The organism is Kitasatospora sp. NPDC048662, from assembly GCF_055587065.1.
In genome coordinates this window covers 71,332-84,717 of the sequence record NZ_JBVJHA010000007.1, presented here as the reverse complement: position 1 = coordinate 84,717, position 13,386 = coordinate 71,332, and the positions used below count along the sequence as shown (strand labels likewise).

The window sequence follows — 13,386 nt, the reverse complement described above, 5'->3', positions numbered from 1 at the left end:
AGGGATCAAGGCCGGGCCGACGCGTACAGCGCCCGCTTGTGGATGTAACGGACCACGCCGTCCGGCACCAGGTACCAGATGGGTTCGCCCTTGGCGACCCGCATCCGGCAGTCGGTGGAGGAGATGGCGAGGGCGGGCACCTCTACCAGCGAGACGCCTCCGACCGGCAGGCCGGTGTCGGAGAGAGTATGGCCCGGCCTGGTGCAGCCGATGAAGTGTGCGAGGTCGAAGAGTTCCTCGGAGGAGCGCCAGGAAATGATCTGGGCGAGGGCGTCGGCGCCGGTGATGAAGAAGAGTTCGGCGTCGGGGTGCAGGGCCTGCAGCTCGCGGAGGGTGTCGACGGTGTAGGTGGGGCCGTTGCGGTCGATGTCGATCCGGCTGACCGAGAACTGGGGGTTCTCGGCGGTGGCGATCACCGTCATCAGGTAGCGGTCCTCGGCCGGCGAGACCTGCCGGTCGGACTTCTGCCAGGGTTGCCCGGTCGGGACGAAGATCACCTCGTCCAGGTGGAAGGCGCTGGCCACCTCACTGGCGGCGACCAGGTGCCCGTGGTGGATGGGGTCGAAGGTGCCGCCCATCACTCCCAGCCGGCGTCGCCCGCGCGGCGTACTGGCCGGCGCGGAGGTGCCCGGCGCGGTGTCCGTCCCGGGGGTGTCGACCTGCTCTCTCATGGCGCCACACCTTACGCGACCGGGGTGTCCCGGGGATTCCGCCCGTTTGCGGGCCCGGGGCACTCCGTGTCCACCACCGCGACAGGCGGCGGCGCGGCCGGTCAGCGGTCGCGGTTGAAGCGGGTGGTGACGAAGAGCAGCAGCAGCAGGATGGCCAGCGCCGCCCCGCCCGTCAGGAACGGGTTGAGGCTTTCGTGGTTTCCGCCCTCCTCGGCGAGGACGGCGAGGGTGGGCAGGGCAGCAGAGGTCATGATCGGCGGGACCTTCTCGGCTCGGTGAGGACCAGGCGGTCACGGACCGTGCGGCCCGCGGGGCTCATCGTACGGGGGCCTGACACGCAACCGCGCGGCGGCCCACCGCGTCTGACCACCGGTGAGCGGTCCCTGGCCACCACCCGGTCGCCGGGCTCACGACCTGGAGCAACACCGGCCCCCGGGGCTCAGCCCCGCTCGGCCGCCTCGGCGCGGGCCCGCTCGCGCTCGGCGTCGCGCTTGGCACCGTCACGGCCGGCCCGGGCGATCGCCCACACCAGCAGGCCGACTCCGACGAAGGAGGCGATCAGGATGATCCTCAGGAACAGGCCGGGGCCGTTCTCGCTGGAGATCGGTCCGGCGAGCTGGACCAGGTCGGCAGGGGACATCACGGGGCTCCTTTTCGGTACGGCACAGCCAGGGTAGACCCGTTTATCGCCCGTCCCGCCCCACACCCCGCCCCACCCGCACCGCCAGGGCCACCCGTGTGCCCGAGCACACAGGCACACGGACGCCCGGGCACAAGGGCACACGAACACGCGAACGCCCGGGCACACGGACGCCCGGGCGCATGGGTGACAGACACCGACGGCGTACCGTGGCGCCCGGGGACGAGTGCGGACACAGCGACGTTAAGAGGAAAGCAGCGGGGGCCGGCCACGGGAGCCGGTGCCGGCGTCGATCCAGGAGAGGTACTCAATGACCGACATGACCAAGGGCAACGCGCCGAGCCGCCGCCGCCAGCGGTTCCCGGAGATCTCCACCCGTGCCTGGGAGCACCCGGCGGACCGTTCGGGGCTGGTGGCCCTGCGCAAGCTGAGCGGTTTCGACGAGATCCTGAAGAAGCTGGCCGGCCTGGTGTCCGAGCGCAGCGTCCGGCTGCTGTTCCTGGCCACGGCGGTCAAGACGTCGGAGCGTCAGTTCCCGGAGCTGTACGACATGGTGCGGGACGCCGCGTACGTGCTGGACCTGGAGAAGGTCCCGGACCTGTACGTGACCCAGGACCCGAAGGTCAACGCGTACTGCATCGGCATGGACACGCCGGTGATCGTGGTGACCACCGGCCTGATCGACCTGATGGACGAGGAAGAGCTGCGCGCGGTGATCGGCCACGAGGTCGGTCACGCGATGTCGGGGCACGCGGTGTACCAGACGATGCTGCTGATCCTCACCAACCTGGCGGCCCGGATCGGCTGGCTGCCGCTGGGCAACCTGGCGATCACCGCGGTCATCACCGCGCTCAAGGAGTGGTTCCGCAAGGCCGAGCTCTCCAGCGACCGGGCCGGTCTACTGGCCGGCCAGGACCTGCAGGCGTCGATGCGCGGCCTGATGAAGCTGGCCGGCGGCGCGAACATGGCCGAAATGAACGTGGACGCGTTCCTGGAGCAGGCCGCGGAGTACGACAAGGCGGGCGACCTGCGCGACAGCGTGCTGAAGCTGCTGCAGGTGCTGCCGCAGACCCACCCGTTCGCGGTGGTGCGGGTGGCGCAGCTGAAGAAGTGGGCGGAGAGCGAGGAATACCGCTCGATCATGGCGGGCGCGTACCCGCGCCGCGGTGACGACCCGGACACCTCGATCGGCGCGCAGTGGAAGGCCGCCGCCGACTCGTACTCGCAGTCGGTGAAGGAGAGCAAGGACCCGCTGATGGGCCTGCTGCGCGACCTCACCAACGGCGTCGGCACGGTCGGCGGCAAGCTCCGCGACACCTTCACCGGCGCCGGCCGCACCAACGGCAACGGAAGCAGCGGCGAGAAGCAGGACTGACCCTGTCGGGCAAGCGGCTCAACCGGCTCAGCCGGTGATCGGCCCGAGCACCCCGCAACTCTGCCAGGCCGGCCGGCTGTGGTCGGCCGGATTCACGGCGGGCGGGGTGTTCGGGTGCACGCCCGCCGCGGTGGCCAGCGTCGGCTGCAGGTAGTCGCTCTGCACGGTGCCGCAGCCGGTGGGCCCGGCCTGGACGGTGGAGTCGACCACCCGGACGCGCCCGGCGTCCAGGTCGGCCCGGTCGATGTCGATCCGCACCACGCGGCGCACCGAGTACAGGGTCACCGAGGAGTCGCTGGTGGTGCCGGCCGGGCGCAGCGCGTAGATCAGGGTGTGGTCGGCGGTGATCTCCAGCGTGCCGGGGTCGAGTTCGCCGACCTGGACGCCGCCGTTGACCTTCACGGTGTTGGTGGCCAGGGCGACCTGTCCGGGGTCGAAGCGCACCATCCAGCCGGTGGCGGCGTGGTGCTGGTCGTCACGCGGTGCGTTGATGCTGTCGTCGTACTGGGCGAGTTCGCCGGTCGTGAGCAGCTCGCGGACCTGGCCGGTCTCATTGGCGGTCAGGGTGGCGGGGGTCAGCTCGGAGACCACCAGGTAGTGCTGCACGGAGTCCAGGGCGCGCTGCACGTCCGTCCCACCGAAGTGCGCGGTGGACGAGGCGGGCGGCATGCCGAAGCCGCCCTGGCCGTCCGCGTAGCCGCTCGGCAGTGCGGCGAACGGGTGGGCGGGGTCGGGAACGGCACCGACCGTGCCGGACGGGCTGAGCGGGGTGACGGCGGCGGTCAGCTGGGCGCCGCTGGGCGGGACGGCCTGGCCGTGCGGGGAGCTGACACCGAAGTACACGGCCGCGGCGAACGCCATCGCCACCAGCAGCAGCAGGATCACGGCCTGCCGCGGCAGCGACCCGAACCAGCCCCAGCCACGCGTCCTGGTGGCCCGGCCGAACGCGCCGGCCAGCCGTTCCTGCGCGGAAAGCTCCTGGATCCGGGCAGCTTTCACGAACGATTCGTCGAAGACGACGGACCGGAACTCGTCATCATTGGAACCACCCTCGGGCGTGCCCTCGGGAGGCTCGCGCGGGTCACCCATGAGACCAGGGTAGGCTCGCCCGCCGCGCGCGACGAGAGGGGCGCGGGTAACGAGACCGCCACAGCAGGTGATCTGTGAAGCGGCCCGCTCAGCCTGCCGGGACGGCCGCCGTCACGGGCGCTTGCACCGAGGGCGTCGTACCGGGGCTGCTGGTCCCGCTGGACGGCCGGGCCGGCGACTCGGGGGCGTTGCCGACGCCCCGGTACACGGCGGCGACGGCCAGCGCGACCACACCGATGCCCATCACCAGGGCCAGTACCCAGGCCACCGGCCGGTGCCAGCGCTGCTGGGCGACCGAACCGCCGCGCAGCGGGTCGAAGGCGCGCAGCCGCGAACGGCGGGTGCGCCGGTGCTGCCGGTCACCGCCCGACCACGGGTCGGGGTAGAAGCGGTCCTCGTCCAGGCCGCCGGGCAGCGGGCGCAGCTCCAGCGGCAGCACCTCGTTCCCGGAGGTGAACTCGTAGCTCCGGGCCGCACCGGCCTGTTCCGGCTCGAACCTGGTCTCGGCGGCGGCGAGTTGCCGCTCCCGGGCACTCGGCTCGTGCACGGCGGCGGAGCGGACGAAGCTCTCGTCGAAGACCACGGTGGCGAACTCGTCGTCCGCACCACCGTGGTCGGCGCCGTCGGAATACGGCGAGCCCCCCACATCCTCAGCCACGGATTCAATGTATTACCGGCCGGGGCTTTTGTCTGTGGGTCGGGCCGATCGGGTATCCGACGCCCGCAGCATCCAGCCGCCGAGGCCGCCGGGGACGCCGGGGACGCCGAGGCCGTCAAGACCCGCCGACGGTCTGCCGGGCCTCGCCGCGCACATGCCCGTCGCCGGTGACGATGTACTTGGTGCTGGTCAGCTCCGGCAGGCCCATCGGGCCGCGGGCGTGCAGCTTCTGGGTGGAGATGCCGATCTCCGCGCCGAAGCCGAACTCGCCTCCGTCGGTGAACCGGGTCGAGGCGTTGACGGCCACCGTGGTGGAGTCGACGAGCTGGGTGAAGCGGCGGGCGGCGGCCTGCGAGGTGGTGACGATCGCCTCGGTGTGGCCGGAGGACCAGCGGCGGATGTGCTCCACGGCGGCCTCCAGCGAGGGCACCACGGCGGCGGCCAGGTCCAGCGACAGGTACTCGGTCCCCCAGTCCTCCTCGGTCGCCGGGACGACCGTCGCACCGGTGCCCTCGGCGGCCTTCAGCACCGCGTCGTCGCCGTGCACGGTGACGCCCGCCTCGGCAAGCGCGGTCAGGGCGAGCGGCAGGAAGGCGTCCGCGACGTCCTGGTGCACCAGCAGGGTCTCGGCGGCATTGCAGACGCTGACCCGCTGGGCCTTGGAATTCAGCAGCACGCCGACGGCCATCGCCAGGTCGGTCCGGGCGTCCACGTACACGTGGCAGTTGCCGGTGCCGGTCTCGATCACGGGGACGGTGGAGCCCTCCACCACGGTGCGGATCAGCGAGGCGCCGCCACGCGGGATCAGCACGTCGACCAGTCCGCGGGCGCGCATCAGCTGCTGCACCGACTCGCGGCTCTCCCCCGGCACCAGCTGGATCACGTCGGCCGGCAGGCCCGCCCCGGCGACCGCCGTACGCAGCACCTCCACCAGCGCCGTGTTGGAGCGGTAGGCGGAGCCGGAGCCGCGCAGCAGCACCGCGTTGCCGGACTTCAGGCAGAGCGCGGCGGCGTCCACCGTGACGTTCGGCCGGGCCTCGTAGATGATGCCGACCACGCCCAGCGGCACCCGTACCTGGCGCACGTCCAGCCCGTTCGGCAGGGTGTAGCCGCGCACCACCTCGCCCACCGGGTCGGGCAGGCCGACCACGCTGCGCACGTCGGCGGCGATCGCGGCGATCCGCTCCTCGGTGAGCGTCAGCCGGTCGATCACCGACTCGGCGGTGCCCGCCGCCCGGGCCCGCTCGACGTCCTCGGCGTTGGCGGCGGTGATCTCCCCGGCCCGGGCGACCAGTGCGTCCGCGATCGCCAGCAGCGCGGTGTCCTTCACCGAACGCGGCACTGGCGCCAGGGCGGCGGCCGCCTCCCTGGCACGGCGCGCGGCGGCGAGGACGGGGCTGTCGGAGGTGGCGGTGAGGTCGCTCATGGAGCCAAGCCTAGCGAGACACCCACCCCGCCCCGGCGGACATTTCGCCCGCTGAGACGCGGCCCCCCGAGCCCGTCAGTACGGGTGCACCCCGCCCAGTTGCGGCAGCGGTCCGCCGAAGCCCTCCGCGACCCGCTTGTGGTACGTCGGACGGTCCACCACCTCCAGGCCGACGATCTCCCACGCCGGGAGCTTCGCGCTGGCCTTGTGCTCGCCCCACAGCCGCAGCGCGATCGCCGCCGCGTCGTGCAGGTCCCGCGCCTCTTCCCAGTACCTGACCTCGGCGTGGTCGGCGGCATAACGGGCCGTCAGGAAGAAGGAATGGTCGTGCGCCAGCTTCTCCAGCGCCGCCCGCAGCTCCGGCAGCGGAGTCGCCGCCCCGGCCACACTCAGCACCACGTGCCACAGCCGGCCCTGCTCCGGCTCCCGCACGCCCTCCTGCTCCTCGACGCCCCGGCCGCCCTCGATGCTGGTGAGCCGCCGCTCGGACCTCTGCCCCGGCAGCGCTTCCTCCCGCCTGCGAACCACCGGCGGCCTCCCATTCAGCGTGTCGCGCGGGCCCCCCGGCCCGCTGCTGCCACCCCCCGTACCGGCCCCGCCGCCCGCGCTCAGCCGCGCAGCACGACCAGGTCGTCGCGGTGGACGACCTCGCGTTCGTACGCGGCGCCGAGCTCCTGGGCCAGTTCTCGGGTGGACCGGCCGAGCAGACGGGGCAACTCCCTCGCATCAAAGTTGACCAGTCCGCGGGCGACGATGTGACCGTTTTCGCCAAGAAGGTCGACCGGATCACCCGCGGCGAACTCCCCGTCCACCCCGGTCACCCCGGCCGGGAGCAGCGACTTCCCACCGTGCACCACCGCCGCCACCGCCCCCTCGTCCAGGGTCAGCGTGCCGCGCGGCGTGGACGCGTGCTCCAACCACAGCAGGCGGTCCGCGGAACGGCTGCCGGTCCGCAGGAACAGCGTGCCGGTGGGCCGGCCGGCCAGCGCGTCGGCCGCCTGGCTGGCCGCCGTCAGCACCACCGGGATGCCCGCGCCGGTGGCGATCCGGGCCGCCTCCACCTTCGTCACCATGCCGCCGGTGCCGACGCCCGCCTTGCCGGCGCTGCCGACCTCCACGCCGGCCAGGTCCGCCGGGCCGCGCACCACGTCGAGCCGGCTGCTGCCGGGCTTCGCCGGGTCACCGTCGTACAGGCCGTCCACATCGGACAGCAGCACCAGCAGGTCGGCCCGCACCAGGTGCGCCACCAGCGCCGCCAGCCGGTCGTTGTCGCCGAACTTGATCTCGGCGGTGGCCACCGTGTCGTTCTCGTTGACGATCGGCATCGCGCCCATCGTCAACAGCTGCTCCAGCGTCCGGAACGCGTTGCGGTAGTGCGCCCGCCGGCTGGCGTCCTCGGCGGTCAGCAGCACCTGCCCGACCCGCACCCCGTACCGCGCGAACGACGCCGTGTAACGCGCCACCAGCAGGCCCTGCCCGACACTGGCCGCCGCCTGCTGCCGGGCCAGGTCCTTGGGCCTCTTCTCCAGCCCGAGCGGCGCCAGGCCGGCAGCGATCGCACCGGACGAGACCAGCACGATCTCCGGCGCGTCCTTCCCCGTCCGCGCCCTCGCCAGCGCGTTCACCAGGGCGTCCACCCGGTCCGCGTCCAGCCCGCCGGCGGCGGTGGTCAGCGATGACGACCCGACCTTCACCACGATCCGCCGCGCCGAAACGACCTCCTCGCGGAGCAACTGATCCACCATCAGTCCGACCCTTCCGACACGACGTCCTGTACGCCCGCAATGTAGCCATTCGGCAGACACGGTACGAAATCGGCGCAAGGCGTGAGACAACGCAGGCGGGCACGAAACCAGGGGCGCGGGGAACTGCGCGAAGCGGAAGGCACCACGTCCGCAAGATCGCGACGCAGGACAATGACCTGCACTTGATCGCGACTTTGCGGACGTGACTTGCGCTTGTCGCGCAGTTCCCCGCGCCCCTGTTTTCGCGCCCAACCGCTCGCGCGAGTCTCCTCGCGCCCCCGGTTTCGCTCCCGCTTACTGCTCCAGCTGCTCCCGGCCGGAGCTGAGCGCCTCGAAGTCCAGGTACTCCTGCTCCGCCGCGTCGCGCCCGCGCTGCTTCTCGCGGCGGCGGTCGACCGCAGGCCGCTGGGTCTCGAAGCGGTGGTCCTCGCCGCGGCGGCCGAGCATCTCCGCGCCGGCGGCCATGGTGGGCTCCCAGTCGAAGACCACGGCGTTCTCGTCGGGGCCGATGATGACGGTGTCGCCCTCCTTGGCGCCGACCTTCCAGAGTTCCTGTTCGACGCCGAGCCGGGCGAGCCGGTCGGCGAGGTAGCCGACGGCCTCGTCGTTGGCGAAGTCGGTCTGGCGGACCCAGCGTTCGGGCTTGCCGCCGCGGATGCGGTACGCGCCGTCCTCTTCCTCGATGGTGAAGCCGGCGTCGTCCACGGCGGTCGGGCGGATGACGATCCGGGTGTTCTCCTGGGCCGGCTTGGCGGCGCGCGCGGCGGAGACGATCTCGGCCAGCGCGAAGGAGAGTTCACGCAGGCCCTTGTGGGCGAGCGCGGAGACCTCGAAGACCCGGTAGCCGCGTTCCTCCAGCGAGGCGCGGGTGAGGTCGGCGATGTCCTGGCCGTCCGGGACGTCGATCTTGTTGAGGGCGACCAGTCGCGGCCGGTCCTCCAGGCCGCCGTACTGGGCGAGTTCGGCCTCGATGGTCTCCAGGTCGGTGAGCGGGTCGCGGCCCGGCTCCAGGGTGGCGCAGTCGAGGACGTGGACGAGCACCTCGCAGCGCTCGACGTGCCGCAGGAACTCCAGGCCGAGGCCCTTGCCCTGGCTGGCGCCGGGGATCAGGCCGGGCACGTCGGCGATCGTGTAAACGGTTGAACCGGCCGTCACCACACCGAGGTTGGGGACGAGGGTGGTGAACGGGTAGTCGGCGATCTTCGGCTTGGCCGCGGAGAGCACCGAGATCAGCGAGGACTTGCCGGCGCTCGGGTAGCCGACCAGCGCGACGTCGGCGACGGACTTGAGCTCCATCACGATGTCGCGGGCCTCGCCGGGCTCGCCGAGCAGCGCGAAGCCGGGGGCCTTGCGGCGGGCGGAGGCCAGCGCGGCGTTGCCGAGGCCGCCGCGGCCGCCCTGGGCGGCGACGAAGGTGGTGCCGTGGCCGACCAGGTCGGCCAGCACGTTGCCCTTGCGGTCGAGGACGACGGTGCCGTCCGGGACGGGCAGGATCAGGTCCTGGCCTTCCGCGCCGGTGCGGTGACCGCCCGCGCCGGGCTTGCCGTTGGTGGCCTTGCGCTTGGGCGAGTGGTGGTACTCGAGCAGCGTGGTGACCTGCGAGTCCACCACCAGGGTCACCGAGCCGCCCTCGCCGCCGTTGCCCCCGTCGGGGCCGCCGAGCGGCTTGAACTTCTCGCGGTGCACGGAGGCGCAGCCGTGGCCCCCGTTACCCGCGGCGACGTGCAGTTCGACGCGGTCCACGAAGGTGGTCATGTGTCTGCCTCCAGTGCGAAGAGAAAAGGGTTCCTGCTGGTAAAGCACGAAGGGTGGGCCCGGATAGTCCCGGCCCACCCTTCACAGCGAGTCTGTACAGACTCAGGCCTCGACGGCCACGATGTTGACGACCTTGCGGCCGCGACGGTTGCCGAACTGAACGGCACCGGCGGTCAGGGCGAACAGGGTGTCGTCGCCGCCACGGCCGACGTTCGCACCCGGGTGGAAGTGGGTGCCACGCTGGCGGACGATGATCTCGCCGGCGGAGACGACCTGACCGCCGAAGCGCTTCACGCCGAGGCGCTGGGCGTTCGAGTCACGACCGTTGCGAGTGGAACTCGCACCCTTCTTGTGTGCCATCTGGCTATCCCCTTTCTAGGAAGACCGCAGTAAGTGTGATTACTTGCTGACCGAGTCGATGCTGGTGATGCGCACCGCGGTGTACTTCTGGCGGTGGCCCTGACGACGGCGGTAGCCGGTCTTGTTCTTGTAGCGCAGGATGACGATCTTGTCGCCCTTGGTCTGGTCGACGACCTCGGCGTGAGCCTTCACGCCACCGAGCACCCACGGGTCGGAGGTGACGGACTCACCGTCGACGACGAGGATGGTCGAGAGCTCGACCGAGTCACCCGGCTTGGCTTCGATACGGTCGATCTCCAGCACGTCGCCCACGGCGACCTTGTGCTGGCGGCCGCCGGCGCGAACGATCGCGTACATGCGGTACCTACTTTCCTAACTCGGTCGGAACTCCGGATGCCAGCCGCCTGGGTATGGACACAGGCTGCCTCCCCCGGAAAAAGCCGAAATCGGCTCCCACCCGGGAGGTGAGATGCTCAGGAGCATGGCGTCAACACGCCGAGGGTCAAGAATACGGACCTGTCCATCCGAAGACAAACCGGGCCGTGCGAAGGGCCGGGACCGAGGTCCCGGCCCTTCGTGGCCTCACTCTGCGGCGCCGTCACCTTCGGCGGCCGCGGCCTTCTTGGCCGCCGCGCTGGTCCGCTTGGTGGCGGTCTTGCGGGCGGTGGTCTTCTTGGCGGCCGCGGCGGTGGTCTTCTTCGCCGCGGTCTTCTTTGCGGTGGTGGTCTTCTTCGCCGCAGTGGTCTTGGCGGCCGTCTTGCGGGCGGCCCGCTTCTTCGGCGCCGGCTCCTCGGTCTCGACCGCCGCGGCGACCTCGGCCTCGGGCTCCACCGCGGCGACGGCCTCGGCCGTCACCTCGGCAGCGGTCTCGGCGACCGGCTGCTCGACGGCGGACTTCTCCGCGGCGCTCAGCGCGGCCTCCATCGCGGCCTCGGCGCGGGCCTGCAGCACCACGATCTCGGCCTCGCCGGACGCCCCGGCCGGAGCGGTGGCCTTGCGCACCGCACGGCGCCGGGTACGGCCCGCCGGGGCAGCGGCCGGCGGGATCTCCACCAGGCTCGGCTTCTCCTCGGCGACCGGCTCCTCGGCCGCGGGCTCCTCGACCACGACGGTCTCCACGACCTCGACCGGCGCCTCGACGGCCTCCACCGCGGCGACGGCCTCCACCGGCTCGGCGCTCTCGACCGTCTCGACGGCCTCCGCCTCGGCCTGCCCGGCCCCGCCGCGGCCCCGGCGACGGCGCTTGCCGCCGCCCTCGCCCGCACCGGTGACGGTGGCAGCCGCAGCGGCACCGCCGCCGTGGCTGTGCGGCTGGTCCATGTGGACGATCACGCCACGGCCGTTGCAGTGCACGCAGGGCTCGGAGAAGGACTCCAGCAGGCCCTGGCCCACCCGCTTGCGGGTCATCTGCACCAGGCCGAGCGAGGTGACCTCGGCCACCTGGTGCTTGGTGCGGTCGCGGCCCAGGCACTCCAACAGGCGGCGCAGCACCAGGTCGCGGTTGGACTCCAGCACCATGTCGATGAAGTCGATCACGATGATGCCGCCGAGGTCGCGCAGCCGCAGCTGGCGGACGATCTCCTCGGCCGCCTCGATGTTGTTGCGGGTGACGGTCTCCTCGAGGTTGCCGCCCTGGCCGACGAACTTGCCGGTGTTGACGTCGATGACGACCATCGCCTCGGTCCGGTCGATCACCAGCGAACCGCCGGAGGGCAGCCAGACCTTGCGGTCCAGCGCCTTCATCAGCTGCTCGTCGATCCGGTACGTGGCGAACACATCGACGTCCGAGGTCCACTTCTGCAGGCGCTCGGTGAGGTCGGGGGCGACGTTCGAGACGTAGTCGTGGATGGTGTTCCAGGCGTCCGTGCCGCTGACGATGACCTTGGTGAAGTCCTCGTTGAAGATGTCGCGGACCACGCGCACCGTCATGTCGGGCTCGCCGTAGAGCAGCGCCGGGGCGTTGCCGGAGGCGGCCTTCTTCTGGATCTCCTCCCACTGCGTCTGCAGGCGCTGGACGTCGCGGGTCAGCTCCTCCTCGGAGGCGCCCTCGGCGGCGGTGCGGACGATCACGCCCGCGTCGTCCGGGACGATCTTCTTGAGGATCTGCTTGAGGCGGGCCCGCTCGTTCTCCGGCAGCTTGCGGGAGATACCGGTCATCGAGCCCTCGGGCACGTACACCAGGTAGCGGCCGGGCAGCGAGATCTGGCTGGTCAGGCGGGCGCCCTTGTGGCCGATCGGGTCCTTGGAGACCTGGACCAGCACGGACTGGCCGGACTTCAGCACCGACTCGATCCGGCGCGGGCCGCTGTGGCCGCCCAGCGCACCGAAGTTGACCTCGCCGGCGTACAGCACGGCGTTGCGGCCCTTGCCGATGTCGACGAACGCGGCCTCCATCGACGGCAGCACGTTCTGCACCTTGCCCAGGTACACGTTGCCGACGTAGCTGGTGGCCTGCTCCTTGTTGACGTAGTGCTCGACCAGCACGCCGTCCTCGAGCACGCCGATCTGGGTGCGGGTACCGCTCTGGCGCACCACCATGACCCGCTCGACGGACTCGCGGCGGGCCAAGAACTCGGCCTCGGTGATGATCGGCACCCGGCGGCGGCCCAGCTCGCGGCCCTCGCGGCGGCGCTGCTTCTTGGCCTCCAGGCGGGTGGAGCCCTTGATGGACTGCACCTCGTCCGGGTCGAACGCGGGCTCGGTGGAGCGGCGGCGCGGCTCGCGGACCTTCACCACGGTGCGCACGCCGTCCTCGGTGGTCTCCGCCGCGTCGGCACCGCCCTCACCGCTGCGGCGGCGACGGCGACGGCGACGGCGCGAGGAGGACAGGCCGGCGGCCAGGTCGTCCTCGTGGTCCTCGTCCTCGTCGTGGCCTTCCTGGGCCTCGGGCTCCTCGTGGGTGTCCTCGGTCTCGGTCTCGACGGTCTCGGTGCCCTCGGCCGGCTCGCCCGCGTCCTCGGCCTCACCACGACGGCGACGACGGCCGCCCCGACGGCGACGGCGGGACGGACGGCCGTCCTCCTCCCACTCCGACTCCTGCTCCGGGCCGGTGGCGGGCGCCTCGACCTCGGCCGGGGCCTCGGCCTTCACCGGCTGCGCGGCCTTGGCGGGCTGGGCGGCCTTGGCGGCCTTGGCCCCCTTCGCGGGCTGCTGGACGCGCACCTGGGTGCGCACCCGGCGGCGGCGGCCGACGCCGCTGTACTCGAACTCGTCGTCGGTCTCGGCCTCGTCCTGCGGCGCGGCGGCCGGGGCCGGCTCGGCCTTGGCGGCGGGCGCGGCGGCGGGCGCGGCCGCGGGCTCCTGGAAGACCGGCGCCTGGAAGATCGCGGTGGAGGGGCGGACGGCACGGCGGCGGGCGCGCGGCGGCTCGGCCGGGGTCTCGACGACCGGCTCGGCGACCGGCTCCTCGGCGACCGGCTCGGCCTCGGGCTCCTCCTCGACGGCCGGCTCCTCGGCCGGCACGGGGCTCTGGGCGGGCGCGGAGACGCGCTTGCGCGCCCGGCGGGCGCGAGCGGGCTTCTCCTCCGCGGCCGGCTCGGCCACCGGCTCCTGGGCCGCGGGCTCCTCGACAGCCGGCTCCTCGGCCGGCACGGGGCTCTGGGCGGGCGCGGAGACGCGCTTGCGCGCCCGGCGGGCGCGAGCGGGCTTCTCCTCCGCGGCCGGCTCG

At 72.3% G+C, this 13,386-nt stretch carries 13 protein-coding genes; 1 reads left to right on the top strand and 12 read right to left on the bottom strand.

Going from position 1 to position 13,386, the window contains the following annotated elements; genetic code table 11:
- Positions 1-5: 5 nt before the first annotated feature.
- From nadD to ACZ6R9_RS20650, 3 genes are all read right to left on the bottom strand, one after another.
- Positions 6-671, bottom strand: coding sequence for a nicotinate-nucleotide adenylyltransferase (gene nadD / locus ACZ6R9_RS20660; RefSeq protein ID WP_380483347.1), 666 nt, complete (start codon positions 669-671; stop codon positions 6-8).
- Positions 672-772: 101 nt separating this feature from the next.
- The gene (locus ACZ6R9_RS20655) at positions 773-922 is read right to left on the bottom strand and encodes a hypothetical protein (RefSeq protein WP_380483349.1); all 150 of its coding nucleotides are present in this window, start codon (positions 920-922) and stop codon (positions 773-775) included.
- A gap of 188 nt (positions 923-1,110) precedes the next feature.
- Complete coding sequence (locus tag ACZ6R9_RS20650; protein WP_380483351.1) at positions 1,111-1,311, bottom strand: hypothetical protein; 201 nt, start codon at positions 1,309-1,311, stop codon at positions 1,111-1,113.
- Positions 1,312-1,621: 310 nt separating this feature from the next.
- Here ACZ6R9_RS20650 and ACZ6R9_RS20645 point away from each other — a divergent pair, with 310 nt between their 5' ends.
- Complete coding sequence (locus tag ACZ6R9_RS20645; protein ID WP_380483353.1) at positions 1,622-2,686, top strand: M48 family metallopeptidase; 1,065 nt, start codon at positions 1,622-1,624, stop codon at positions 2,684-2,686.
- A 27-nt stretch (positions 2,687-2,713) separates the two neighbouring features.
- Here ACZ6R9_RS20645 and ACZ6R9_RS20640 read toward each other — a convergent pair whose 3' ends face one another.
- The 9 genes from ACZ6R9_RS20640 to ACZ6R9_RS20600 form a co-directional block, all read right to left on the bottom strand.
- The gene (locus ACZ6R9_RS20640; protein ID WP_465539470.1) at positions 2,714-3,775 is read right to left on the bottom strand and encodes an SCO2583 family membrane protein; all 1,062 of its coding nucleotides are present in this window, start codon (positions 3,773-3,775) and stop codon (positions 2,714-2,716) included.
- An 88-nt stretch (positions 3,776-3,863) separates the two neighbouring features.
- Positions 3,864-4,433 carry an SCO2584 family spore wall biosynthesis protein gene (locus ACZ6R9_RS20635; RefSeq protein ID WP_380483357.1) on the bottom strand — a complete coding sequence of 190 codons (570 nt, stop codon included), beginning with the start codon at positions 4,431-4,433 and terminating at the stop codon, positions 3,864-3,866.
- Positions 4,434-4,548: 115 nt separating this feature from the next.
- A complete protein-coding gene (locus ACZ6R9_RS20630; RefSeq protein WP_465539468.1) occupies positions 4,549-5,859 on the bottom strand; it encodes a glutamate-5-semialdehyde dehydrogenase in 1,311 nt (436 codons plus the stop codon).
- 75 nt (positions 5,860-5,934) lie between these two features.
- Entirely contained in the window at positions 5,935-6,387 is a 453-nt protein-coding gene (locus ACZ6R9_RS20625; RefSeq protein ID WP_380483361.1) for a hypothetical protein, read from the bottom strand.
- An 80-nt stretch (positions 6,388-6,467) separates the two neighbouring features.
- On the bottom strand, positions 6,468-7,604 hold the full coding sequence (gene proB, locus ACZ6R9_RS20620; protein WP_380483363.1) for a glutamate 5-kinase: 1,137 nt from the start codon (positions 7,602-7,604) through the stop codon (positions 6,468-6,470).
- 294 nt (positions 7,605-7,898) lie between these two features.
- Positions 7,899-9,359 carry a GTPase ObgE gene (gene obgE, locus ACZ6R9_RS20615; RefSeq protein WP_380483365.1) on the bottom strand — a complete coding sequence of 487 codons (1,461 nt, stop codon included), beginning with the start codon at positions 9,357-9,359 and terminating at the stop codon, positions 7,899-7,901.
- A gap of 102 nt (positions 9,360-9,461) precedes the next feature.
- The gene (gene rpmA, locus ACZ6R9_RS20610) at positions 9,462-9,719 is read right to left on the bottom strand and encodes a 50S ribosomal protein L27 (protein WP_014135732.1); all 258 of its coding nucleotides are present in this window, start codon (positions 9,717-9,719) and stop codon (positions 9,462-9,464) included.
- Between the two features lie 39 nt (positions 9,720-9,758).
- Complete coding sequence (gene rplU / locus ACZ6R9_RS20605) at positions 9,759-10,076, bottom strand: 50S ribosomal protein L21 (RefSeq protein ID WP_035862741.1); 318 nt, start codon at positions 10,074-10,076, stop codon at positions 9,759-9,761.
- A gap of 225 nt (positions 10,077-10,301) precedes the next feature.
- Positions 10,302-13,386: Rne/Rng family ribonuclease (locus ACZ6R9_RS20600; RefSeq protein ID WP_465539464.1), on the bottom strand; the 3,085-nt coding region annotated here is incomplete at its 5' end.